This window comes from Enterobacter sp. 50588862 (genome assembly GCF_001462935.1).
GTDB lineage: Bacteria > Pseudomonadota > Gammaproteobacteria > Enterobacterales > Enterobacteriaceae > Enterobacter > Enterobacter bugandensis.
This window is the reverse complement of the sequence record NZ_LNHM01000021.1, coordinates 462619-487292: the sequence shown is the minus strand read 5'-3', so window position 1 is coordinate 487292 and position 24674 is coordinate 462619. Positions and strand designations below refer to the sequence as shown.

Annotated in this window: 17 protein-coding genes and 3 tRNA genes; 6 read left to right on the top strand and 14 right to left on the bottom strand. The window is 56.0% G+C overall.

Going from position 1 to position 24674, the window contains the following annotated elements; translation table 11 throughout:
- Positions 1–72: 72 nt before the first annotated feature.
- Positions 73–1170 (bottom strand): murein transglycosylase A, encoded by a 1098-nt coding sequence (gene mltA, locus APT89_RS10185; protein ID WP_028014275.1) that lies wholly within the window; start codon positions 1168–1170, stop codon positions 73–75.
- A gap of 209 nt (positions 1171–1379) precedes the next feature.
- Here mltA and APT89_RS10180 point away from each other — a divergent pair.
- From APT89_RS10180 to APT89_RS10170, 3 genes are all read left to right on the top strand, one after another.
- Positions 1380–1456, top strand: a tRNA-Met gene (locus tag APT89_RS10180).
- A gap of 34 nt (positions 1457–1490) precedes the next feature.
- A tRNA-Met gene (locus APT89_RS10175) sits at positions 1491–1567 on the top strand.
- 33 nt (positions 1568–1600) lie between these two features.
- Positions 1601–1677: transfer RNA gene (locus tag APT89_RS10170), tRNA-Met, on the top strand.
- A gap of 88 nt (positions 1678–1765) precedes the next feature.
- On the opposite strand, the gene amiC is transcribed toward APT89_RS10170, so the two are convergent.
- Positions 1766–3019 carry an N-acetylmuramoyl-L-alanine amidase AmiC gene (gene amiC, locus APT89_RS10165; RefSeq protein WP_014885071.1) on the bottom strand — a complete coding sequence of 418 codons (1254 nt, stop codon included), beginning with the start codon at positions 3017–3019 and terminating at the stop codon, positions 1766–1768.
- A gap of 226 nt (positions 3020–3245) precedes the next feature.
- Here amiC and argA point away from each other — a divergent pair, with 226 nt between their 5' ends.
- Positions 3246–4577, top strand: coding sequence for an amino-acid N-acetyltransferase (gene argA / locus APT89_RS10160; RefSeq protein WP_014885072.1), 1332 nt, complete (start codon positions 3246–3248; stop codon positions 4575–4577).
- Positions 4578–4598: 21 nt separating this feature from the next.
- Here argA and recD read toward each other — a convergent pair whose 3' ends face one another.
- The 12 genes from recD to rppH all read right to left on the bottom strand — a co-directional run bounded on the left by recD (position 4599) and on the right by rppH (position 22928).
- Positions 4599–6419, bottom strand: a complete 1821-nt coding sequence (recD, locus tag APT89_RS10155) for an exodeoxyribonuclease V subunit alpha (protein WP_045629959.1) — start codon at positions 6417–6419, stop codon at positions 4599–4601.
- Positions 6416–9958, bottom strand: a complete 3543-nt coding sequence (gene recB / locus APT89_RS10150) for an exodeoxyribonuclease V subunit beta (RefSeq protein WP_060572243.1) — start codon at positions 9956–9958, stop codon at positions 6416–6418. Before recB ends, recD begins: the two co-directional genes overlap by 4 nt.
- A complete protein-coding gene (gene ptrA / locus APT89_RS10145; protein WP_047364464.1) occupies positions 9955–12837 on the bottom strand; it encodes a pitrilysin in 2883 nt (960 codons plus the stop codon). The genes recB and ptrA overlap by 4 nt, the downstream gene beginning before the upstream one ends.
- A 139-nt stretch (positions 12838–12976) precedes the next feature.
- Positions 12977–16351 (bottom strand): exodeoxyribonuclease V subunit gamma, encoded by a 3375-nt coding sequence (gene recC / locus APT89_RS10140; protein ID WP_047364466.1) that lies wholly within the window; start codon positions 16349–16351, stop codon positions 12977–12979.
- A 12-nt stretch (positions 16352–16363) separates the two neighbouring features.
- Positions 16364–16687, bottom strand: coding sequence for a prepilin-type N-terminal cleavage/methylation domain-containing protein (locus APT89_RS10135; protein ID WP_041908385.1), 324 nt, complete (start codon positions 16685–16687; stop codon positions 16364–16366).
- Entirely contained in the window at positions 16672–17073 is a 402-nt protein-coding gene (locus APT89_RS10130; protein WP_045629963.1) for a DUF2509 family protein, read from the bottom strand. Before APT89_RS10130 ends, APT89_RS10135 begins: the two co-directional genes overlap by 16 nt.
- Positions 17070–17630, bottom strand: coding sequence for a prepilin peptidase-dependent protein (locus APT89_RS10125; RefSeq protein WP_047364467.1), 561 nt, complete (start codon positions 17628–17630; stop codon positions 17070–17072). Before APT89_RS10125 ends, APT89_RS10130 begins: the two co-directional genes overlap by 4 nt.
- The gene (locus APT89_RS10120; protein WP_047364468.1) at positions 17621–18085 is read right to left on the bottom strand and encodes a prepilin peptidase-dependent protein; all 465 of its coding nucleotides are present in this window, start codon (positions 18083–18085) and stop codon (positions 17621–17623) included. The genes APT89_RS10125 and APT89_RS10120 overlap by 10 nt, the downstream gene beginning before the upstream one ends.
- Before the next feature lie 184 nt (positions 18086–18269).
- Positions 18270–19064: a thymidylate synthase gene (gene thyA / locus APT89_RS10115; RefSeq protein WP_013098550.1), complete on the bottom strand. Its 795-nt coding sequence runs from the start codon at positions 19062–19064 to the stop codon at positions 18270–18272.
- Between the two features lie 6 nt (positions 19065–19070).
- Positions 19071–19946, bottom strand: coding sequence for a prolipoprotein diacylglyceryl transferase (lgt, locus tag APT89_RS10110; protein ID WP_028014284.1), 876 nt, complete (start codon positions 19944–19946; stop codon positions 19071–19073).
- Positions 19947–20138: 192 nt separating this feature from the next.
- On the bottom strand, positions 20139–22385 hold the full coding sequence (gene ptsP / locus APT89_RS10105; RefSeq protein ID WP_028014285.1) for a phosphoenolpyruvate--protein phosphotransferase: 2247 nt from the start codon (positions 22383–22385) through the stop codon (positions 20139–20141).
- A gap of 12 nt (positions 22386–22397) precedes the next feature.
- Positions 22398–22928 (bottom strand): RNA pyrophosphohydrolase, encoded by a 531-nt coding sequence (gene rppH / locus APT89_RS10100; protein ID WP_013098553.1) that lies wholly within the window; start codon positions 22926–22928, stop codon positions 22398–22400.
- A 683-nt stretch (positions 22929–23611) separates the two neighbouring features.
- Between rppH and mutH the strand changes: the two genes are divergently transcribed.
- Entirely contained in the window at positions 23612–24304 is a 693-nt protein-coding gene (gene mutH / locus APT89_RS10095) for a DNA mismatch repair endonuclease MutH (protein WP_028014286.1), read from the top strand.
- A 128-nt stretch (positions 24305–24432) separates the two neighbouring features.
- Positions 24433–24651, top strand: coding sequence for a YgdI/YgdR family lipoprotein (locus APT89_RS10090; RefSeq protein WP_014885085.1), 219 nt, complete (start codon positions 24433–24435; stop codon positions 24649–24651).
- Positions 24652–24674 lie beyond the last annotated feature (23 nt).

The window sequence follows — 24674 nt, the reverse complement described above, 5'->3', positions numbered from 1 at the left end:
ACCTCAGATGTAAAAAGGGTGAGGTTTTCCTCACCCTGAACAGTAATCCGTATTGCGCTCAGAATACCACAATCAGCCGCTGAATACGTTTCCGGTGCCCGGCGCGGCCTTCAGCACCCATACGCGTCCGTAGTGGTTATACCAGCCTGCACGGTGACCGGCATCCGGGCCAATGCCCTGATAGATATCAAAGTGCTGTCCCTTAATCGCTCCGCCCACATCCAGGGCTACCATCAGACGCAGCTCATATTTGCCGTTGAACTTGCCGTTGTTGTCGAGCAGAGGGACTTCCGCCAGCAGCGTGGTACCCGCAGGAATGATAGAACGATCCGATGCCACCGACGCACGGCCAATCAGCGGCACAGCGCTGGCCCCTTTCACCGGGGCGAAGTTTTGCGGCTTGAAGAAGACGAACGATGGGTTCTGCTCCAGCAGTTCGCGCACCTCTGCTTCACTGTGCTTTTCGCCCCACTCGCGGATCGCCTGCATCGACATATCTTCTTTTTTCACTTCGCCGCGGTCAATCAGCACCTTACCGATGCTGCGGTAGGCATGGCCGTTTTTCCCGGCATAGCTGAAGAAGTTAAGCGGTGAACCGTCGCCAAAATCAATGTAGCCGCTGCCCTGCACGTCCATGATGAAATTATCCATCAGGGAGTTGCTGTAGGCCAGGACGTAGTTTTCGCTCAGCGCACCGGCGTAGATTTCGGCGCGGGACGGCAGACGGCCGCGTTTTGGCGGCATACGGTAGATAGGGTACTGGAACTCGCCCTGGCGCGTGTGTCGCGCCTGAACCACGGGCGTGTAATAGCCGGTGAACTGGACGTTGCCGTAGTTATCCGCCCCTTCCATTTGCCAGGCATCAATACCAAACTGGCGCATGTTGCGCGTATCGCCGCCCGCCTTCAGCCAGTCCTGTACCGCGCTATAAACATTGTTCTGTGAGCTATACAGACGCGGCGACGCATTGCGGATCTGGTAGACCTGCTCGGAGAAATCACCGGCGTTGATCGGCGCGCCAACGGCGTCAGGCTGATTAACTAAAGAGAAAGGCTGGGATAACTTCCCGTCTTTATACTGCTGACCGCGATCGGTCGGTTTGGAAGAACAGGCCGCAAGAATCGCTACCATTGCGCCCGCCATCAGATACTTCGCCCAACGTCCTTTCATTATATCTCGTCTTTAAGTTGCCCATTTCCGCGTGATGAAGATAACAAACCGACAAAGCGAATGAAATGCGATCGCATGCCCTTTGGCAAATTCAGAGCAAAAAATAGTCTAAATGTCGCAATGCCGTTCACTTTACATACAAAGTTAATGATTTATGTGAAAAAGGGGTTGCATCACAAACCTATCCGAGTATAGTGCGCTTCCACGGACGCGGGGTGGAGCAGCCTGGTAGCTCGTCGGGCTCATAACCCGAAGGTCGTCGGTTCAAATCCGGCCCCCGCAACCAATTAAAATTTGATGAAGTATAAGCAGTACGGTGACGCGGGGTGGAGCAGCCTGGTAGCTCGTCGGGCTCATAACCCGAAGGTCGTCGGTTCAAATCCGGCCCCCGCAACCAATCAAATTTTAGAAAAGATAAGAAGTACGGTGCCGCGGGGTGGAGCAGCCTGGTAGCTCGTCGGGCTCATAACCCGAAGGTCGTCGGTTCAAATCCGGCCCCCGCAACCAACACTTCTGAAAAAAATAAACACCCTTAAGGGTGTTTTTTTGTATCTGCCGTTTGTGAATTTGCCGGGCATTTCACCCGGCTAAAAACCTACCCGCGCCGCGCCAGCGTCGCCCCGTCTGAGAAATAGGCCCGTATCCCCGCCAGAATCGACTCCGCCACCTCCTGCTGGAACTTTGCCGTCTTGAGCTTACGCTCTTCTTCAACGTTACTGATAAACGCGGTTTCTACCAGAATGGACGGGATATCCGGTGCCTTCAGCACCGCAAACCCGGCCTGCTCAACGCTGTTTTTGTGCAGCTTATTGATATTCCCCAGCTTGCCCAGCACCGCTTTACCAAACTTCAGGCTGTCGTTAATGGTCAGGGACTGCACCATGTCGAACATGGTGTGGTCGACGTAGCGGTCGCCGCTTTTGCTCACGCCACCGATCAGGTCCGAGGCGTTCTGAGTGTCCGCAAGGTATCGCGCCGCGGTACTGGTCGCGCCCTTGGTTGAGAGCGCAAACACCGACGAGCCGCTCGGCTGGCGGCTGGTAAAGGCATCCGCATGGATCGAGACGAACAGATCGGCACGCTGCTTCTGCGCTTTCGCCACCCTCACCTTCAGCGGGATAAAGACATCCTCATTGCGCGTCATGTAGGCGCGCATATTGCCCTCTTTATCAATTAACGCCTTCAGACGACGGGCAATTTGCAGCACCACGTCTTTTTCACGCGTATGATATTTCCCCACCGCACCGGAGTCTTCGCCGCCGTGGCCGGGATCGAGCATGATCACAATCGGACGATCGCGCCCTGCTTTCCCCGGCTGCGGGCCGCTTTGCGCAGGCGGCACCTGACGCTGAAGATCGCCTTTGTTGTAATCCTCCAGCAGGGCGAGAAGCGGATCCTGAATATCCGTCGCATTCGCCGGGTAAAGATCCATCACCAGACGCTCTTTAAACGTCGCGACGGGCGCCAGGGCGAACAGCTGCGGCTTAACGTTCTGCTTAAGCTCAAACACCATGCGCACGGTTTGCGGATCAAACTGACCGACGCGCGCCGATTTAATAAACGGATCGTCACCGCGGATCTGCGCCGCCATGCCTTTCAGCACGGAGTTGAGGTTCACCCCTTCGAGATCCACCACCACGCGTTCAGGGTTGCTGAGGGCAAATTGCTTATATTTCAGCACGCGATTGGATTCAACCGTCACGCGCGTATAGGTCGACGACGGCCAGACGCGCACCGCCACCACCTGACTCGTGGCGGCAAGACCGACCTGGCTGACGCTAAGCAACCACATTGCCCCGGCCCCTTTTAACAAACGGCGGCGGCTTATTGCTGAATTGGATCCCGACATGCTTCTCCCGAGCAAGAAAACAAACTGATATACAAAAGTGCAGATTGAACGAAAACTTTAACGAATGACGCATAAACTGTCATCTATAAAAGGGTAAACAATCATACGTTAACGCACGGATTACTTATTAATTTCTGTAGGTCGCAGAAAATTTGCACTTGCACACGCGCCCACAATCGAATAAAAATACATAAATTACGAATAAACATTCATTAAGGGTTGTGCCATGGTGAAGGAACGTAGAACCGAACTGGTCCAGGGATTCCGCCATTCTGTTCCCTATATCAACGCCCACCGGGGAAAAACGTTTGTCATCATGCTGGGCGGCGAAGCCATTGAGCATGAAAATTTTTCCAGCATCGTCAATGACATTGGCCTGCTGCACAGCCTCGGGATCCGCCTGGTGGTGGTCTATGGCGCGCGCCCGCAGATCGACGCCAACCTGGCCGCTCACCACCACGAGCCGATTTACCACAAACATACCCGCGTCACGGATGCCAAAACCCTGGAGCTGGTGAAGCAGGCGGCGGGTCTGCTGCAGCTGGATATCACCGCTCGCCTGTCGATGAGCCTGAACAACACGCCGCTACAGGGCGCGCATATCAACGTCGTGAGCGGCAACTTTATCATTGCCCAGCCGCTCGGCGTGGACGATGGCGTGGATTACTGCCACAGCGGCCGCATTCGTCGTATTGATGAAGAGGCCATTCACCGTCAGCTCGACAGCGGTGCCATTGTGCTGATGGGGCCGGTGGCGGTTTCCGTAACCGGTGAAAGCTTTAACCTGACGTCCGAAGAGATTGCCACCCAGCTGGCGATCAAGCTGAAGGCGGAAAAAATGATTGGGTTTTGCTCCTCCCAGGGCGTCGTAAACGATGAAGGGGTGATTGTGCCGGAACTCTTCCCGAATGAAGCGCAGGCCCGCGTTGAAGCGCTGGAAGCCGAAGGGGATTACCACTCCGGCACCGTCCGCTTCCTGCGTGGCGCCGTGAAGGCCTGCCGCAGCGGCGTGCGCCGTAGTCACCTGATCAGCTATCAGGAAGACGGAGCTCTGCTGCAGGAGCTGTTCTCCCGCGACGGTATTGGCACCCAGATTGTGATGGAAAGTGCAGAGCAGATTCGCCGCGCGACCATCAACGATATCGGCGGCATTCTGGAGCTGATCCGTCCGCTGGAACAGCAGGGTATTCTGGTTCGTCGCTCCCGCGAGCAGCTGGAGATGGAGATCGACAAATTCACCATTATCCAGCGCGATAACCTGACCATTGCCTGCGCCGCCCTCTATCCGTTCCCGGAAGAGAAAATCGGAGAAATGGCCTGCGTGGCGGTGCACCCGGATTACCGCAGCTCTTCACGCGGCGAAATGCTGCTTGAGCGCGTGGCGGCACAGGCGCGTCAGATGGGGCTGAGCAAGCTGTTCGTCCTGACGACGCGCAGCATTCACTGGTTCCAGGAACGCGGGTTCACGCCGGTGGATATTGATTCTTTGCCGGAAACGAAGAAAGAGATGTACAACTATCAGCGCCGTTCGAAAGTGCTGATGGCCGACCTGGGGTAATCCTTTCTTTGCCGGCGTCGTTCAGAGGGAGTCAAATATCGCGCTCAGCCCGCTTCGGCGCTCCGTGCGGGTGGCAATCGCCTGTACCAGCACCCGTTCATCGGTATACAGCGACAGGCGCTGACGCGCGCGCGTAATGGCGGTATAGATCAGCTCGCGGGTAACGACGGGGGAAAGCTGTGTGGGCAGGATAAGTGCCGCATGGTTAAACTCAGAACCCTGGGATTTATGCACCGTCATCGCCCAGGCAGTTTCATGCTCGGGCAAACGGCTCGGCTGGAAGGACTTCACGCTACCGTCCGGCATCTGGAACCAGACGCGGAGCCCCTGCCCGCGATCGAGCGCAATCCCGATATCCCCGTTAAACAACCCCAGCGCGCTGTCGTTGCGGGAGATCATCACCGGCCGGCCTTCATACCAGCGCGAGTGCGGAGTACGGTTGATTTTACGCTTTTGCGCCAGCAGCTGTTCCAGCCTGTCATTCAGGCCGCTGACGCCAAAGGGCCCTTCCCTCAACGCGCAGAGCAGCTGGTATTCGCCAAACGCGGCAATGACCTGCTCCGGCGTGCTTTGCTGCTGTACGCCCGTCAGAAAATGTTGATACCCCAGCAGGGCGTCATCCAGCATCGCCTGATACTCTTCCCCGGTTTGCAGCGATTTTTTCTCAATATCGGTAAAGGTTCCGTCAAATACCGCACAGGTAGCGTGCCGGTCGCCCCGGTTCACCGCCGCCGCAAGCTGACCAATGCCGGAGTCGCTGCCAAAACGGTAGCTTTTTTGCAGCAGACACAGGCTGTCGCGCAGCGCCCCCGCAAGTAAATGGTTTTCAGCCGCGAGCGAACATCCGGTCAGGCGCGCCAGCTCCTCAGCGCGTTCAGCGGTATACCCCAGGCTGGCATAGGTGCAGATATCGCCCAGCACGGCCCCGGCCTCAACGGAGGCAAGCTGATCGCGGTCGCCGAGGAAAATGACGCGCGCGTGCGGCGGCAACGCATCAATCAAACGCGACATCATCGTCAGGTCAATCATCGATGCTTCATCCACCACCAGCACGTCCAGATGCAGCGGGTTACCGGCATGGTAGCGCAGACGCTGGCTACCCGGCTGCGCGCCGAGCAAGCGGTGCAGCGTGCTGGCTTCATTAGGGAAAAGCGCAAGCCGCTCCCCGGTGAGCGGCAGTTTTTGCAGCGCGCCGCCTAACGACTCCGTCAGACGTGCAGCCGCTTTACCGGTGGGTGCCGCCAGGCGGATACGACACTTTTGCTCACCCGATAACTGAATCAGCGCGGCAAGCAGCTTAGCTACGGTGGTCGTTTTACCGGTGCCCGGCCCGCCCGAAATCACCGATATCCGCCGCGTTAACGCCACTGCTGCCGCCACTTTCTGCCAGTCTGTCTCGTCGTCAGAGGTAAACAGCGTATCCAGCGTTTGCCGGAGCAGTGCTTCATCGCACGGAAGCGGAGTATTGGTCTCGCTGAAGAAGCGCGCCACCGTCAGTTCGTTACGCCACAGCCGGTTCAGATACAAACGTTCACCCGTCAAAATCATTGGCGTACCGGTATCGGCGCTGCTGACGGCGGGCGAGCGGAGTAATATTTCTTGCCAGTCCACTGCCTCACCCAGAAGCGCGAAACACGCCTGTAAAGCCGGCGGCATTTTCTCATCCACCACCAGACGTGAAAGCGGCAGACAGACATGCCCTTCTCCCGCATCTTTACTCAGGATCGCCGCGGCAAGCATGACGGCAGGCTCTTCGCTCGCCACCATCATGGCAAATTGTACGTCCAGGTGGCGAAGTGCACGTTGTTCAATTGCGTCCAGCAGTAGCGCCTGCATCGTCATGCTACTTCCTCCGTGCTTGCAGCAAACAGGTTATCCATCTTTTCAATCAACTCCGCAGCCGGGCGGGTGCTGAAGATACCCGAACGCGGGTCGTTAGCATCCACGCCGCGCAGAAACAGGTAAATGACGCCGCCAAAATGATCTTCATAGCGATAATCGGCCATGCGATGGCGCAGGTAACGGTGCAGCGCCAGGGTGTAAAGCTGATACTGCAGATCGTAGCGATGCATTTGCATCGCTGAGGCCATCGCCTGCTGGGTATAAGCTTCGCTGTTTGCCCCCAGCCAGTTCGATTTGTAATCCAACAGGTAGTAGCGCCCTTCATGGCGGAAAACCAGGTCGATAAAGCCTTTCAGCATCCCCTGCACCTGGCGAAAATTCAGCGGCGGACACCCGGCGGATAACGGATCGTACTCGCGGATCAGCGCATCAAGCGCCTCGGCCCTGAGCGGGCTGGCGATGGGGAGGTAAAACTCCATCTCCACCTGCTTATCTTTGGCGGTCAGCTGGCTCAGCGAGATCCCCTGCGCCGTGAGCGGCGCGTGCAGAACAGCGCGGATCCATTCAGTGAGAACAGGCTGCCACTGTGCGTCGTAGCCTCCGCTCTGTAACATCTTCAGCACCCACTCTTCTGATACCGGTTGGGTAAAATCCAGCTCTTCAAACAGGCTGTGCAAAAACGTGCCCGGCGAGGCGCCGCGCGGAAACTGATGCGGCGTGAGCGCCGGCTCGACGGGCACGCTCCCGGCCCCAGCGGCATCCACGTCCAGTTTTGGCATCAGATCCTGCGCAATACTCTGTCCGTGCTGCTGTAAACCGGAGTAACTGGTGACGCGCCAGTCGTCAGCGATTGTGCGAGCCACCTCGCGGGCATGCAGCGCTGACTCTCCCTGCTCCGGCGTCTGCCAGCGGCTGCTGTCGGGCTGGGAGGGAATATGCAGGGCAACATGCTCTGAGCAAAGTGATTCGATGCACTGGCGCAGCCCTGCGGCATCTTTAGGCTCGCCGCGCTGAATAAGCCGCCCCAGCGCGCTCAGATGAAAATCACTCTCGCCGCTCTTTTCGCCACGGTGACGGAACAGCGGCGCGACGCCCAGGGAACAGTGCCAGACCGAACGGGTCAGCGCCACGTATAGCAGGCGCAGGTCTTCCGCGAGACGCTCCGCTTCGGCCAGCTCGACGCTGGACTCCGCGTTGCTGAGGTCGAGTACCGCTTCGAACGACTCGCGATCGTGGTAAAAAGCCTGGTCCTGCACGCGATAATTGGCGATAAACGGCAGCCAGACCAGCGGATACTCCAGGCCTTTCGACTTGTGAATGGTGACGATCTGCACCAGATGTTTATCGCTCTCGAGGCGCATCTGCTGGCTGGAAGAATTGCTGTTAGGGTCGGCAATCTGCTGGGCCAGCCAGCGCACCAGAGCATGCTCGCTCTCCAGTTGCGTACCCGCTTCCTGGAGCAGCTCGCTGATGTGCAAAATATCGGTCAGACGGCGTTCGCCGCCCGCTGTCGCCAGCATGTTTTCCGCAATGTGACGATGTGCCATGAGCTCGCGCACCATCGCCATCACGCCGCGCTTCTGCCATTTTTCACGGTAGCGCACAAACTCTTCTACCACAGCATCCCACGCGGATTCGTCAGTATTAAGCGCATCAATGTCACGCGCGTTCAGCCCGAGCATCGCGCTCGCTAAGGCGCTGCGGAGCGTGCTTTCACGCTCCGGGGCCAGCACAGCCTGCAGCAGCCATAGCATCTCGAGGGCTTCCAGCGTTTCAAAAACGCTGTCGCGGTTGGAGAGGTAGACGGACGGTATATTCAGTAGCGTCAGGGCGTCGCGGATAAGCGCGGCCTCCTGACGGCTGCGCACCAGCACCGTGATATCAGATGCCTTTACCGGGGCTGGTTTATCCTCCTTCCACAGCAGCGCATCGCCGCGCGCGCCTGCGCTGAGCCAGTCCCTAATTTGCGCCGCACAGTGCTGGGCCATAGCATTTTGATAGTCCGCGACGCCCCAGCCTTCCCCGTCAAGTAGCCAGAAGTTCATGGCTGGCTGAGTTTCGCCATTAACCTCGAAGCGCAACGCGGTATTTTTAGGGGCGAACTTGACCGGCTGGAAAGGGATGTCCCGGAACATAAACGCCGTATCCATGCGGCTGAAGAGCGCATTGACGCTTTCTACCATGCCGGGAGAAGAGCGCCAGTTGGTGTCGAGCGTGTAGTGCGCGTCAACCTCGCTGCGGGCTTTCATGTAGGTGAAAATATCCGCACCGCGGAAGGCGTAAATGGCCTGCTTAGGATCGCCGATTAACAACAGCGCGGTGCCGGGCTGCTGGCGCCAGATACGGCGGAAAATGCGGTACTGCTGAGGGTCGGTATCCTGAAATTCGTCAATCATTGCCACCGGGAAGCGGGTGCGAATCGCGGCGGCAAGCGCTTCGCCATTTTCACTGCACAGCGCCGCATCAAGTCGGCTCAGCATATCGTCGAACCCCAGTTCGCCCCGGCGACGCTTTTCACGCGCGACGGCGTCGCGGATCTCCGTCATGGCGCGAGTGATCATCAGATCGTTGAGCGTCAGGGGCTCCGCCAGCAGGGTTTCAATCGCCAGAAACAGGGGATGTTCAGGAACGATACCGTCGGCTTTGGTCCGCTCAACCAGGAAACGCCGGGAGAATTTCTCCAGCGCATCCGGGAGCTGGTAACCGCGCGTCTCTTCCTGCGCCCACGCGCTGATCTTCTCGATCCATTTGCCCTGGTTGCCGCGATTGAACTTACGTCGATCGATCCCGGAATTCTCGATGACCGCGTCAATCTCACCGACTGACTCAATCCATTTTTGTTTGATGTCGGTAATTTTAGCGATGATTTTTTCATGGCGTGAGGCCAGGGTTTCATCCGCCGGGGGCGGAGATTTGATGACCGGCGCTTCCCCCTGAAGATAACGATCGATGGCGCGCAGCAGCGCTTCGGGCCCCTTCCACAACGCATGTACCGCTTCCGCAATATCCCGCTGTAACGGATAACAGTGGCGACGCCAGAAATCCGCGCAGGCCTGATAGCGAAGCACGGATTCATCTTCAATAAGCTGTTGCTCAAACAGCATGCCGGATTCAAACGCATTCAGGCTCAGCATGCGCTGGCAAAAACCGTGAATGGTGAAGACGGACGCTTCGTCCATCTGCCTTTCTGCGAGGAGCAGCCACTGGGCTGCCTGTTGCTTATCGGCGATCTCTTCCAGAAGGCTCGCGTAAAGAGGGTTATCCGTGCTCTGGCGCAGACAGGCGATACGCAGTTCGTGGATATTGCTCCGAATACGGCCGCGCAGCTCAGCGGTGGCGGCCTCGGTAAAGGTAACAACTAGTAGCTCTTCAACGCTCAAAGGACGAGGAAAAGCGGCGTTACCGCCAAGCCCTAACAGCAGGCGCAGATAGAGCGCGGCGATGGTGAAGGTTTTTCCCGTTCCCGCTGAGGCTTCAATCAATCGTTCACCCTGCAGAGGTAAACGTAAGGGATCAAGGGACTCAGCGGTATCGGTCATTCTTTCTTACTCCAGGGCATAGATTGCTGCAACGCGCTGACGCTCTTCCAGACTTTCCAGCCTTTCGGGTTCACGTAGTCCGTTTTCCCGTTCTGGCTACCGGAAACCTGAGACAGGATAGTGATGCCCTGCGGCTTAATCACGGCCTGATGGAAGAAATCGGCAGCCTTCTGCGGCGTCAGCTGTTTTATCTCGGCCACTACTTTATCACGCGAATCAAATTTCAGATTACCGCGATCGAAATCTTTGCTCAGCTGTGACGCCTCTTCGCCCAGCGTCTGCGGCGGCTGCATCACCTGCGCGATGACGGCCTGCTGGATCTGAGCAAACTCTTCCGGCTTCATGGCCCGCAGTTTTGCTTCCACCTGCGGGAAGAACGCCTGATAGCGGTGCCAGAGATAGGCTGGCTGTTTGTCGCTGCTTTGCAGCAGGAAGCCCAGCCCCCATTGACGCCCCACGTTCATTGAGAAAGCAAATACCGCATAGCCAAGCTGCTCTTCTGTGCGCAGCTGGTTATAGAACCACGGCTGAATAATCTGACCCAGAACGGCGCTCTGCGCAGAGCTTGCGAATTCATCATAGCCCGTTGGCACAAACACCGCGGCCAGCGCGGAATCGGTGCTGCTCCCCGCTTTTTCAAAGATCACATTCTGTTTTTTCTCAACCAGCACGTCCTGGTTACGGCACCACTCGTCCCCTTTCGAACCGAGCTGCGTGCGAACATTTTCTGCCAGCGTTTTGGCCTGATCTTCGCTCATGTTGCCGACGATAAGAAACTCCGGGCGCGTGTTGGTTTTTAGCGAGTCACGGTAAGCCAGCACCTCTTTTAATGAGATTGATGGCAGCAAGGCACGGCGTTCTTCACGCTGGAAATAAGGTATTTGCGACAGCATTTGCGCCGGCATAAGCGCCTGATCGTAAGCTTTGCCCTTTTCTGCAGAATCCATCATCTGCGCATACCAGGATTTAGCCTGCTCAAGCTGCTCTTCCGTTGGCGTGTAGCTGAAGTAACCCTCGAGCAGTGCCTTGAAAAGCTGAGGCAGACGCTGAGTATAGCCATTTGCATTAAGCATCAAACCGTTGTTGGCATTGGTGGAGAAGCTGATCCCGCCCACGGCCGCCTGGTTGCTGAGCTGATCGAGCGCGATACCGGCCAGATAGTCATTGAGCGCGAACATCACCTGATTTTTGGCGCTGTTCATCGCTTTCGGGTTACGCAGGACCACGCTGACATCGGCCTTTGGCTCGCTCGCAAAATAACGGCTTGGGGTATACACCACGCGCAGCGTCGGTTCATCAATAATGAGCTCCGGGTGCGGATAATCCTTAGTCGTTTTGATCAGCGAGAAATCATCCGGGATATAGGGGTTCAGCTCCGGCAGCTTCAACGCAATCTCACCGGCCTTCTTCTGCCAGTCGGCGAAGGTCTGGTCGCTGATTTTGTCTACCTGATAAGGGGCATCAACAAAGTATGCCGTCTTGTTATGCGGTTCGTTCGGGCTGATGTACCAGATGCGGGCATTTTGCGGCGTCATCATCGCCAGGCGCGCTTTTACCGCCTCGGCATCATAACGATCGGCAATATTGACCGCGTCGAGCGTGTGCGCCACCGGCACGCGGATCATGGTATCCGCCAGCCACTCCACGTAATCCATATCGCGGGTAATGGAAGGGTAACGGAAATCGAGATCCAGCACGTGCGCGAGTTCATCAAAATAGCGCTTATCGACGCCTTTCTCGCGCAGTAAAGAGAGGTAGCTAAAGATAGCCGCCACCACTTCATCACGGTTGGCCTGACCTTTGTCGGTCAGGGTGGCGGAGATCGCCAGCACGCCGCTGTTGCCGTTTACCACGGGATCGGAATCGGCGCGGATCCCTTCCACCAGCCCCTGTTTTTGCAGCCAGTCAGATAAGGTTCCCGGGCTGCGGTTACCAATCAGGTAGGTCACCAGCTCGTCGGTTTTACTGCGAAACTGGGCTGTGTTGTTATCAATGCGGAACTCAACGCGCAGCACTTTGCGGGGCATGGCAGGGACATAGTGGATGACGATCCCTTTTTGCGCGTCCGTGACAACCGGTACGTCTATCTTCGGCAGGTCAATATTTTTATTCGGCACCCGGCCAAACGTTTGTGCCGCCAGTCCGGCAAGCTCCGGCAACGATTTGTTGCTGTAAATAACCGCCTTCATCAGGTTGGCGGAGTAGTATTTGTCACGAAACGCATGCAGGGCGTCAATGACCGGGCTTCCCGGTTTATCGCTCAGCGTCTCCAGGTTACCGCCCGAGAAACGTGAGCCCGGATGCGCCGGGTTGATGGTCTCGGCGCTGACCTGCGCCATACGCATACCGTCCCGGGTACGGGCCATAGTCAGCTCCGCATTGACGGCATTGCGCTCGCGGTCGGCGTATTTTTTATCCAGCAGCGGCGCGGCGATAGCATCGGCAAGACGATCAACCGCCCCTGCCAGCGCGTCATTTTCGACTTCGAGATAAAAGGCCGTGCGGTACGGTGCCGTGCTGGCGTTGTGGCTGCCGCCGTGCATTTTCAGGAATTCAGAAAGGCTATCCGGCTGCGGATATTTTTTAGAGCCCATCAGCGTCATGTGTTCGAGATAATGCGCCAGCCCCGGATGCGCCTCAGGATCTTCCAGCGATCCAACCGGCACCACTAACGCCGAGAGGGATTTCACCGCCTGCGGATCGGAAACCAGCAGCACGGTCATACCGTTATCGAGGCGGATAGCCTGATACTGACGGGTATCTTTTTCGCTCTTACGGATAGTTTCCTGAACGGGTTGCCAACCGGAGTCTGCCTGAGTGACGGGAGCCCAAAGGGCGACAAACAAAACAAACGCTTTGAACAAGGTGCTGCCTGGCATTACGACCTCTTTATCACGGCTACATCATTAACAAACTGCGTGCTGGACACGCCAACATCTCTTTATTTAGGTACATCAATCCGTGATAAGAAGTGCATCATAAATGAACACCCCATACTGCGCAATTTTTATACAGCGCTCAGGACTGATTAAACTTAAACAACGGTAACAGGTAGCGCTGTGCCTCTTCCGTAATAGCCTCGAAGTATTCTGGCTCAAGCGTTCGCCATAGACGTTGATACCAGACATCCTCACCTTCACCGCGTACCATCATGTTTCCTTCATAGGCCTGCATAAATTTACTGCGCGCTTTCTGCAGCGAAGCCTCATCCGTTAACATCGCATCATTCTGCGCGTCATAACAGGCTTTTATCCACGCACCGCCACTTTCGGGCAGTAACAGGAGGGGTTTGTTCATTCCCTGAAGATAGCCCTCAATATACAAGGACAGATAGCGTAACGCCTGTTCTGCCTCCATAGGTGGGAAGCGCCATTCGCCCTCTTTGCGCACGAAGATCCGGCTTTCACCTTTATTCCCACCCGCACTGTAGACAAGATGTTCCAGCCAGAGTTGCAATCCTTGTGAAACGCTGAGCAGAGAAGGCCGCCAGCGCAGTAGCCCATCCGGTTGAACCTGGGTTAGCCAGCCCGTGAGCTGTATGCCCTTGCAACTGAGATCGATTTCGATGCTTTGTCCGGGCTGGCGGTGCTCCCTGACGCGCTCCGCCAGAGCGGTCATCTCCTGGCACTGCGCCTCCCAGACGATTTCCCCAAACGCACCGTAAGGTAGTTGCCCTGCGGCACGGTAGCGCCGGTAAAGTTTGTCTGCATCTTCCTCTTCAACCAGCGCATTAAGCAGCTGGAGGTTTAGCTGATAGCGCTCCAGCCCTTCCAGAGTAAAGGGTTCTGCATCAGGAATTTCGCTCTCTTCAGAGCGGAAGTTGACCCGTAATCGCTGCTGGAAGAAGGCGCGCACCGGATGCGCCCAAAACCGCTGAAGCTGTTCGAAAGTCAGAGTGTTAATGGGCAGCGGATCAAGCGGCTGAATAAAATCCGTATGGGCTCTCCCCTCTTTTTTCGCTGCTGGCAGCCATTCGCGGGCATAGCTCTGCTGTTCGCTGACAATATAGTTTACCGGGTCAAACGGCATGCGGCTGTGGATACAGGTAATGTGCGCCTTCACCCGCTGCTCGCTTTCATCGCAGTTAAGCGCCTCATCCCCAGCCAGATAGTGGCTCTGGCCGATATAGTCCACCAGTTCCTGCACCAGAACGGAGGGGAAGCGCTCGCTGTTGTCCTGAATGGAACGACCGATATAGCTGATATAGAGCTTACTTTGAGCGGAGATAAGCGCTTCAAGGAAGAGATAGCGGTCATCATCACGACGGCTACGGTCACCCCGCTTTGGATCTGCGTTCATCAAATCGAACCCCAGCGGTGCCAGGGCCCGAGGATAAATACCGTCGTTCATGCCGAGCAGGCAGACCACCTTAAAGGGAATTGAGCGCATTGGCATCAGGGTACAGATATTGATGGGGCCTGCCAGGAAACGCTGGCTGATTCGCTCCTGGTCAAGGCGCTGCGTCAACTCATCTCTCAGCAGCGACAAAGGAATCGCTTCGCGATAGTGGGAATTCACGCCCTCGTCAACGATAGCCTGCCACTGCGTTTCAATGAGCGCCATCGCCGCTTCGGTGTCGTTGTCTGGCAGGAAGAAATCATTAAGTAACGCCCTGCACACCGGGAGCCACTCTTCAAGAGGACGCGGCTGCATTAGCTCACGGCGCCAGCGGTTAAGCTGCATCAGCAGAGAAGCTAAATGCCCTACCAGGTCAGCAATCAAACCACTGGACTCATCGTAAGGCAGCACTTCGTTCCACTCGCCCTGGCTGCTCTCCATGGCGTAGCCCAGCAGCATACGCGTCAGGCCAAACCGCCAGGTATGCTGGCCGGTTGGGGGAAGCTCGAACTCCTGAACGTTATCGTCATCGATGCCCCAGCGAACGCCTGATTCGTTTACCCACTGGCGAAGGTAGCGCAGCCCTTCTTCATTGATGTTGAAGCGGGCTGCCAGCACGGGAACATCCAGTAACGCCAGAACATCTTCGGAGATAAACCGGCTATCCGGCAGTGAAAGCAGGGTGATAAATGCCTGCAATGCCGGGTGCGACTGACGGGCACGACGGTCAGAGATGGCGTAAGGCAGATATCGCTCACCCGTCGCACTGCCGAAGACGGCCTGAATAAAGGGACTGTAGCTGTCGATGTCCGCCACCATCACCACGATATCGCGCGGCGTCAGTTCAGGGTCGTCCTGCAGCATCGCCAGCAGTCGATCGTGAAGCACTTCGACCTCACGCTGCGGGCTATGACAAACATGGATCGTGATACTGCGATCCTCAGCGTCCAGCTTCCGCTTGCTGTCGCTGCGCTCAAACTCTTTCGCCGTCACGCCCATGACGGCGCGGTTCTCCAGATCCAGAATATCTAACTGAATATTATGCAGCAGACTATCCGGGGCGATCTCGACAAAGGCGTCAACGTCACCTTCGCCTGATGACGTAATATCGGAGAGCATGTGAATGTAATCACGCCCCAGCTTCCCCCATGAGGCAAGCAGTGGATTGGGCAGGTTCTGGATGCCGTCTTCATCAAAAAGCTGCCCGGCAGTCGAGCCGTCTTTAAACAGCGGGACGGATCGTTCTTCAAAAAGGCGCTTTCGCTGGCGAGTCACCAGCCGCGCAAGCCAACGTTCGTCGAGGATATCCCCCCAATACTGTCGGCAAGGGTTGGTGAACAAAATATGAATATCGATATGTTTACCCAGCGCATTCAACGCTTTCAGATAAACAGGCGGTAATGCGGATATCCCACAGATAAAAACGCGTGACGGCAGTCGGGCTGGACGCGCCGACGCATTCTCGAGTATTGAGATAAACCGATCGTAGAGGTTGGCACGGTGCCACTTAGGCTGCCCAAGTTTCTCCGTATGCTCGACCAGCGCTTTCCAAAGCGGTGCCTGCCATATTTGCGCCTCCGGTAACCCTTCAACCAGTTCGCCCGCTTCCCAGCGAATTAACCAGTCAGAACGGTAAACAAGGTATTGGTCGTAGAGATCGGCGGTGCGCGACGCCAGCTGGAACAGCTTGCGCTTATCGGTATCGTCATTGAGGTAGTGGCGCAGCATGGCGAATTCATCGTGCTGGAGCATTTCCGGCAGCAGCGCCATCAGCTTCCAGCTCATGCCCTGCTTGTTGAAGGCGCTCTGCTCGGGGATGTCCGGTAACACGCGAACAAACATCTCCCAGATAAAGCTCGCGGGCAGCGGGAAATCAATATTCGCGGCAATGCCAAACTTACGGGAAAGCGACATTTGCAGCCACTGTGCCATACCGGTGCTCTGCACCAGCACCATTTCAGGCTCAAAAGGATCGTCGAGCCGCTCGCGCTCAACAATAAATTCCATCAGTGCTTCCAGCACATCCAGACGATTTGAGTGGTAGACCCTTAACATAGACGCTCCCGACTACTGGCTAACCGGGCAATGCAGACGCGTTATTTCACCGCGTCGCCCCAGAGGAGAAATAAGTGTAACCGTGATGCTGACACATCCTGCGTGCGTTGTCTGCACCCGACTGGCCTGCCAGCCTGCGGGCAGAACATTTGTTGAGAGCTGAGCCTGATTCCAGGCGTGGTGCCAGAGCTGACGATACTGGTTAAACTGCGTAAACCGCGCCGCCAGCGCCCGATGATAACCGGCCAGTGCCGTGACGATGATGACCAGCAGCATCATCGCCAGCAGAACCTCAACCATGCTAAATCCTTTTTCTTTGCTTACGGCAGCTGGCATAGCGAACGCTCCTTTAGCGGGCAAAAATCACTCCAGCCGTGAGGCGAAAAGCGAATATTACCGTCAATAATCTCTCCTGAACGCCAGAGCAGCAGGTCGTTGACTCCGGCAATCAGTAAAACAGTGGTCTCACTCAGCCGCCGCAAACACACTTGCCACGCGGATGCCTTTTTGCACTGGACTTCAGGATCGGGTGACCAGCTCTGAACGCGTCCCCACTCAAGCGCTGACTGTACAGAAGCCTGCTGCTGCAGCGAACGGCTCTCACCGCCAACGAGCGCGCTGAACGTTGTCAGCTGCTGGTTAAGGCCGGTGAGGATCAGCGTACCAAGCACCAGTAAAAGTAGAACCAGCGCCAGCGAAGACATACCGCGTTGACGGTTCACAGGTTGTACCCCGTGACCGTATACAAAGCCTGATAAGGCTCTCCATGATCGCCGTTGCGCAGGGCGGACAGTTCGATATTCAGCTCCGGCGCAAACCCGGTGTGTGTTACTTTCCTCACCACAAAATGCGCGATGGCGAGCCTGTCCGGGTCCGTGAGCTTTTCCCATCCCTGACCTTCACACGAGGTTGCCCCACGAAGCGTTTCCAGCGCGCCCGATTCCAGACGAAAACCGGTGCTGTCGTTTTCTGATGCACTGCGATCCCAGCGACCGTTACTGTTGGCATCCCACCGAACAATGACGCAGCTGCCCTGCCTTGCGATCGCCAGCCCTTGCCCCTGGCAGTTCCCCGCACAGTAACCCGCACGCTGAAGCTGTTTGCCGAGAGCAAACAGGCGCTGCCAGACCTCTTCTTCCAGCTCTCTCTGGCCGGATTGCAGTAATACCGCCTGCTGCAATCCGGGTAGAAAGCGCGATGCGCCAATCAACAACAGGCTACTGATGGCCGTGGCAATCAGAACTTCTGTCAGCGAGAAACCGCGTTGTCTCATCGACATGAACCTCCTTGTGAGACCTTACACATTCTGATGCGCCCTCCGTCTGAGACCAGGATAAGCCATTCTCCGGCACGGCTTTGCAGGCGTATCCGCCCTGCCCATGCCGTATCCCTTAACCCATAGAACCCTAATGAAGGTGTGACCTCGCTCACCGCGACCTCTGGCCAGATTGGAATCAGAACAAAGGGGCTGCCCTTCTCACAGCCTTGTACGGCAGCGCTCACCAGACACTCTGTCTCCCCCAACCGCTGAAGGCTAATTTGATGGTCACGGTTGTAGCGGTTGGCATGGTTGCGCAGAAACACCAGATAGTCGCGCACCTGGCCAGCGGTTTGCCACAGCCGCTGCTGCCGCTGCCAGCTGTCCCAGCCGTACAGACCTGAGGCGCTGAGTATGACAACCAGCGAGACTGCCACCAGCGTTTCGATAAGCGTAAAGCCGTTCTCTTTTTTCATGCGGGAAGTGTGGCGATTCGCCGTGGGCGTGGCGAGCGGTGAATAATGGTTTTACGAGGCGTTATCCGAAGTATCAGGAGAGTTGCAGCGCGTTGCACGTTTTCTGGATAACGCCTCGGAAAACGAAATAAAGACGAAAAAAAACCGGCGCTAAACAGCACCGGTTATGTCACGCTTTACCGCATCAGATAGCGACAGGCGCTTTGATGCCAGGGTGCGGGTCGTAGCCCTCAATCTCAAAATCATCAAAGCGGTAATCGAAGATCGATTCCGGTTTGCGTTTGATAATCAGCTTCGGCAACGCGCGCGGTTCACGAGTGAGCTGAAGATGCGTCTGTTCCATATGATTGCTGTAAAGATGGGTGTCCCCACCTGTCCAGACGAAATCACCCACTTCCAGGTCGCACTGCTGCGCCATCATGTGGACTAACAGCGCATAGCTGGCAATGTTAAACGGCAGGCCGAGGAACACGTCACAGGAGCGCTGGTAGAGCTGGCAGGAGAGCTTGCCGTCTGCGACATAGAACTGGAAGAACGCGTGGCACGGAGCCAGCGCCATTTTATCCAGCTCGCCCACGTTCCAGGCGGAAACGATGATTCGGCGCGAGTCCGGATCGTTTTTCAGCTGGTTCATCACGGTGGTGATCTGGTCAATATGGCGGCCATCAGGCGTTGGCCATGCGCGCCACTGCTTGCCGTAAACCGGGCCCAGGTTGCCGTTTTCATCTGCCCATTCGTCCCAGATGGAGACGTTATTTTCGTGCAGATACGCAACGTTGGTGTCGCCTTGCAGGAACCAGAGCAGTTCATGAATGATCGAGCGCAGGTGGCAGCGCTTCGTCGTCACCAGAGGGAAGCCTTCTTGCAGATTGAAGCGCATCTGGTGGCCAAAAATGGAGAGCGTACCGGTACCGGTACGGTCGTTTTTCGGCGTGCCCTCATCGAGCACTTTTTTCATCAATTCAAGATACTGTTTCATGGTTCCTCAGGAAAGTTGTTGCTGTGGACGACGACGATACGCCCAAATCATCATAATGGCACCCGCGACAATCATCGGAATGGAGAGGATCTGCCCCATGCTGATGTACTGTACCCATTCGCCGGTAAACTGCGCATCCGGCTGGCGGAAGAATTCAACGATGATGCGGAACGCGCCATAGCCAATCAGGAACAGTCCGGAAACAGCTCCCATCGGGCGCGGCTTGCGAATAAACAGGTTGAGGATGATAAACAGCACCACGCCTTCCAGCGCCAGTTCATACAACTGGGACATATGACGCGGCAGCACGCCGTAGGTATCGAAAATGGACTGCCACTCCGGGTGCGACGGCAGCAGCGCGATATCCTCCGCGCGGGAGCCCGGGAAGAGCATCGTGTACGGTACGCTTGGGTCAACGCGGCCCCATAGCTCACCGTTAATAAAGTTGCCCAGACGACCCGCCCCCAGACCAAACGGGATCAGCGGTGCGATAAAATCTGACACCTGGAAGAAGTTGCGTTTGGTGCGTTTGGCAAAAATCACCATCACCAGGATCACCCCAATCAGGCCGCCGTGGAAGGACATGCCGCCGTCCCAGACGCGGAACAGGTAGAGGGGATCGTTCAGGAACACCGGGAAGTTATAGAACAGTACATACCCAATACGGCCACCGAGGAACACGCCGAGGAAGCCCGCGTACAGCAGGTTTTCAACTTCGTTTTTGGTCCAGCCGCTGCCAGGACGGCTGGCGCGACGGCCCGCGAGCCACATGGCAAAAATAAAGCCCACCAGGTACATCAGACCGTACCAGTGAAGCGAAACAGGTCCTACTGAGAAAATGACCGGATCAAACTCCGGAAAATGCAGATAACCACTGTTCATCTGTCACCACAAGATGTTGTTATTCCGCTGAAAGTGGACAGCGGTAGACATGCGATTCTGCCTTAAGCAGAGGCTCCAAAGTTGCGAATCATAGCATAAGGCGGGCGCGGAGGATGCGCCAGAGATGTAAAAGATGTGTATAGGATTTTGTGCGCACTGGCGCCCTCTCCACAAGGAGAGGACGAAAGACGATTAGCGACCACCGCGGATCAGGCCGCCCATACCGCGCCGTTCCATAAATGCCGCCACCTGGTGACGAACCTCTGCGGCCAGCTGCGCCTCAAGGCTGCGCTCAGCCAGCTCGCGGGCATCATTGATGTCGATATGCCGCAACAAATACTTCACGCGCGCTACTGCGCGGCCGTTCATTGACAGATGACGATACCCCAGACCAATCAGGATCGCGACACACATCGAGTCTCCGGCCATTTCACCGCACAGGCGGAGATCAATACCGTACTGTTCAGCCTCACGGGCAATCATCGCCAGCGCGCGAATGATCGCCGGGTGCAGGCTATCGTAGATACTGGCGACGCGGGTGTTGTTCCGGTCGACGGCCAGAATATATTGCGTCAGGTCGTTGGTACCGACAGAGATAAAATCAACGCGATTTGCCAGCTGCGGCAGCATAAAGACCATAGATGGCACTTCGAGCATGACGCCGATCCGTGGTTTCGGGATCGCATAGCCAATCATCTCTTCCACTTCACGACCAGCACGTTCGATCAGGCGCCGCGCTTCGTCGATTTCATCTATGCTGGTGACCATCGGCAGCAGGATACTGAGATTGCCCGTCGCGGCGTTGGCGCGCAGCATCGCGCGCACCTGGATCAGGAAAATCTCCGGCTGATCGAGCGTAATGCGGATCCCGCGCCAGCCCAGACACGGGTTCTCTTCGCTGATGGGCATATACGGCAGCTGTTTATCCGCCCCGACATCCAGGGTTCGCAGGGTGACAGGCTTGTCGTTGAACATCTGCAACATCCCCTGATACTGCGCCACCTGCTCCTCTTCGGAGGGGAAACCGCTCTGCAGCATGAAGGGGATTTCAGTGCGGTATAAACCGATCCCGTCAATTCGGCTGCCAAGCTTCTCTTCATGCTCGGGGCTTAAGCCGGCGTTGAGCATGACTTTGATCCGCTCTCCGCTTTTCAGCTGCGCGGGCAGGTTAACGTCATCTTCCGCCAGCTTGCTTAATTCATTCTCTTCGCTGATGAGACGCTGATATTCCTGGAGCAGAACCGGCTCAGGATCGACCAGCAGTTCACCGCGGTAACCATCAACCACCAGCGTGCGGCGGTGCAGCACCGAGGGCTGAATATCCGCCCCCATAACGGTAGGGATACCGAGCGCGCGCACCATAATGGCGGCATGGGAGTTCGCTGCACCATCACGTACGACAACCCCGGCGAGTCTGTCCTGCGGCAGCTCGGCCAGTGTTGTTGCCGAAAGTTCATCGGCCACCAGCACAAACCGTTTTGGCCAGGCATTCGGCCCCTGAATGGTATCATCGAGGTGGAACAACAGGCGCTGTCCCAGCGCGCGGAGATCTCCCGCCCGCTCTTTCAGATAACCGTCGGTCAGAGCAGCGAACTGCTCGGCAAATTTTTCGATGACCTTTTTAACCGCCCACTCCGCGACTGCGCCTTTATCAACCTCAGCAAAAAGCTCACGGCGCAGACGCGCGTCGGAAAGCAGGTGCGAGTAGAGGTCGAAGATGGCCGCCGTCTCTTTTTGCGCACCAGCGGCAAAGCGCTTGCTGTAGCGACGAAACTCATTGGCCGCCTCTTCCAGCGCGGCGGTAAGACGCTCGCGCTCCAGCGCTTCATCAAGCGTAGAGGCTTCGTAGACCTGCTCCATCAACGGCAGCGTGGCGTCCATCCAGCCTTCCGCAATCGCCACCCCTGGCGATGCCGGAAGGGCGCGAATGCGCGTATGGCGGTACTGACCAAAGAGCGCAGCAAGCTGAGACTGAGAGAGGATCGCCGCCATCTGTGTCGCCAGCGTGACGAGGAAGGACTCTTCGCTTTCATCATACTGACGCAGCTCGCGCTGCTGGACCACCAGCACACCGAGTAGCTGACGACGCTGAATAATCGGCACACCCAGAAACGCGCGGAAGCGTTCTTCTTTTACGGAAGGGATGTATTTAAAGCTGGGGTGTTTTTGCGCGTCGGCAAGGTTGATAGGTTCAGCCAGCCGCCCAACCAGCCCGACGATACCTTCATCAAATGCGAGCGTTACGGTGCGCCCCCGCGGCTTTTTCAAACCGCGGGTCGCCATCAGGTAATAGCAGCGCCGATCGTGGTCGGCCAGATACACCGAACAGACCTCGGTCTCCATCGCAAGACAGATGTCAGTGACCAAAATATTCAGCGCCTCGTTGAGGCGCGGAGCGCTGGCCACCTTCTCGACTATTTCTCGCAAGCGGGTGAGCATGATTTGCGTAGCTTAACCTCTTTTACGTCGCCAGGCAGGTGCGCTCTGCGGCTTAGGCGGGATCTCCTGAAGCTGCATCACCACACTTGCAAACTCTTTCATCACCCTACGGTAAACATCGCGCTTAAATGACACGACCTGACGAACAGGATACCAATAGCTCACCCAGCGCCAGCCATCGAACTCCGGCGTACTGCTGGTTTGCATATTGATGTCCGAATCGTTGCCCACCAACTGCAGAAGAAACCACTTCTGTTTCTGGCCGATACAAACCGGCTTTGTGTCCCAACGCACCAAACGTTTCGGTAACTTGTAACGCAACCAGTTGCGGGTCGAGGCAAGGATGCGAACATCTTTTCGGCTTAAACCGACCTCTTCAAAAAGCTCCCGGTACATCGCTTGTTCTGGGGACTCTCCCGGATTGATCCCGCCTTGCGGGAACTGCCAGGAGTGCTGACCATATCGACGGGCCCACATGACCTGGCCCTGACGATTACAAATTACTATTCCTACGTTCGGGCGGTAGCCATCGTCATCAATCACCGGACTACCCCAAACTAAACCTTATATATGAATGATTGTTTCACACTACAGTGAGGCGGTAAACCACTCTCTTACAGGCCTGCAACCTAATAACATTTGAATAACTCACAAATAAGCGCAGAGTTATAAACAGATGTGCGGTCTCAAGGGCAATTTTATTCACCTTTTCTGTGGATATAGTTGTGAAGAAGTGTCTGATTACCGATGAACAACCTGAAATGACCTCTGCCCTCCCATTTCTCGCCTTCAACATAAAGTCATATTTTTCATTATTTTATATTCATATCGACAAACAAAATGCAGAATAGCGTGACGATCGTCACAGCAGGGATCGTCGTGCTGATGAAAGATCGAACAGCGTCGGTTTTATCCACAGATTGTGCCAATAAGTTAGGCACAATTTGTCTGAAATTTGGATTTTCGTCGCACGTCAAGGCTGTAAATTGAAACAGTAGTCAGGGTTATGCCCAGTTATCCCATTTTTCTGTGGATAACATGGTGTAAGATCCTGTTTATTGTCAGTGACCAGATTTGAACAACCCGTTTTGCGTCCCTGATGAAACCGTGAAAAAATTCATAAAAAACCTATAAATCATGCACATGGAATATTGGTACAGAAAAAGTTAAACTCTATCCACAGGGGACTGTTTCTTCGTTTATTTTTTAATCAAAAGGTTATCGTCATGCATCCGCTTTCACCCTTGCTCTCACCGCCTTCGAGCGAAAGCCAGTTGCTACAGCAGGCTCAGCGCCTTGCAGGCTTCTCGCTGGGCGAACTGGCGGCGATGGCAGGGCTACAGATCCCGAAGGATCTGAAACGAGATAAGGGATGGATCGGCATGCTTCTGGAGCTGTGGCTGGGGGCAAGCGCCGGGAGCAAGCCAGAGCAAGATTTCGCGGCCCTTGGCGTAGAGTTAAAAACCATTCCTATCGACCGCCAGGGTCGGCCCCTGGAGACTACCTTTGTCTGCGTTGCACCCTTAACCGGCAATACCGGCGTAACGTGGGAAACCAGCCACGTGCGCCATAAGCTGAATCGCGTGCTTTGGGTTCCGGTTGAAGGTGAACGGCAGATCCCGTTAGCTGAACGCCGAGTTGGCGCGCCGCTGCTCTGGAGCCCGGATGAAGAAGAGGAGCATCAGCTTCGCCTGGACTGGGAAGAACTGATGGACATGATTGTGCTCGGTCAGGTCGAGCGAATTACCGCCCGGCACGGAGAAGTGTTACAGCTGCGCCCGAAAGCGGCAAACAGCAAAGCGCTTACCGAGGCGATCGGCGCGATGGGCGAACCCATATTGACGCTGCCGCGCGGTTTTTATCTTAAAAAAAATTTCACCGGCGCGCTGCTTGCTCGTCATTTCTTACTTAAAACATAGTTTTTTACTTATTTTGCGAGCTCATAAACATAATCGCCTGGTTTTTAAGATTTTACCGCTTCACCCTGTTGCTATAACGGGTTAATACTACACTATGATTTGATACGAGCCAGATGAGGACGATAACGATGAAAAAATGGGCGGTGTTAATTTCAGCAGTCGGGTTGGCGTTTGCCGTTTCGGGCTGCAGCAGCGATTACGTCATGGCGACGAAAGACGGCCGGATGATCCTGACTGACGGTAAACCTGAAGTCGACGATGATACCGGTCTGGTCAGCTACCACGACCAGGCAGGCAATAAAATGCAGATCAATCGCGACGAAGTCTCGCAAATTATTGAGCGATAACAGTCGGAGGTCAGTAGCCTACT

Coding starts and splice junctions, on each gene's coding strand:
- mltA (WP_028014275.1), bottom strand. CDS start 1,170: ATGAAAGGACGTTGGGCGAAGTATCTGATGGCGGGCGCAATGGTAGCG.
- amiC (WP_014885071.1), bottom strand. CDS start 3,019: ATGTCGGGATCCAATTCAGCAATAAGCCGCCGCCGTTTGTTAAAAGGG.
- argA (WP_014885072.1), top strand. CDS start 3,246: ATGGTGAAGGAACGTAGAACCGAACTGGTCCAGGGATTCCGCCATTCT.
- recD (WP_045629959.1), bottom strand. CDS start 6,419: ATGACGATGCAGGCGCTACTGCTGGACGCAATTGAACAACGTGCACTT.
- recB (WP_060572243.1), bottom strand. CDS start 9,958: ATGACCGATACCGCTGAGTCCCTTGATCCCTTACGTTTACCTCTGCAG.
- ptrA (WP_047364464.1), bottom strand. CDS start 12,837: ATGCCAGGCAGCACCTTGTTCAAAGCGTTTGTTTTGTTTGTCGCCCTT.
- recC (WP_047364466.1), bottom strand. CDS start 16,351: ATGTTAAGGGTCTACCACTCAAATCGTCTGGATGTGCTGGAAGCACTG.
- APT89_RS10135 (WP_041908385.1), bottom strand. CDS start 16,687: ATGCCAGCTGCCGTAAGCAAAGAAAAAGGATTTAGCATGGTTGAGGTT.
- APT89_RS10125 (WP_047364467.1), bottom strand. CDS start 17,630: ATGTCGATGAGACAACGCGGTTTCTCGCTGACAGAAGTTCTGATTGCC.
- APT89_RS10120 (WP_047364468.1), bottom strand. CDS start 18,085: ATGAAAAAAGAGAACGGCTTTACGCTTATCGAAACGCTGGTGGCAGTC.
- thyA (WP_013098550.1), bottom strand. CDS start 19,064: ATGAAACAGTATCTTGAATTGATGAAAAAAGTGCTCGATGAGGGCACG.
- lgt (WP_028014284.1), bottom strand. CDS start 19,946: ATGAACAGTGGTTATCTGCATTTTCCGGAGTTTGATCCGGTCATTTTC.
- ptsP (WP_028014285.1), bottom strand. CDS start 22,385: ATGCTCACCCGCTTGCGAGAAATAGTCGAGAAGGTGGCCAGCGCTCCG.
- mutH (WP_028014286.1), top strand. CDS start 23,612: ATGCATCCGCTTTCACCCTTGCTCTCACCGCCTTCGAGCGAAAGCCAG.
- APT89_RS10090 (WP_014885085.1), top strand. CDS start 24,433: ATGAAAAAATGGGCGGTGTTAATTTCAGCAGTCGGGTTGGCGTTTGCC.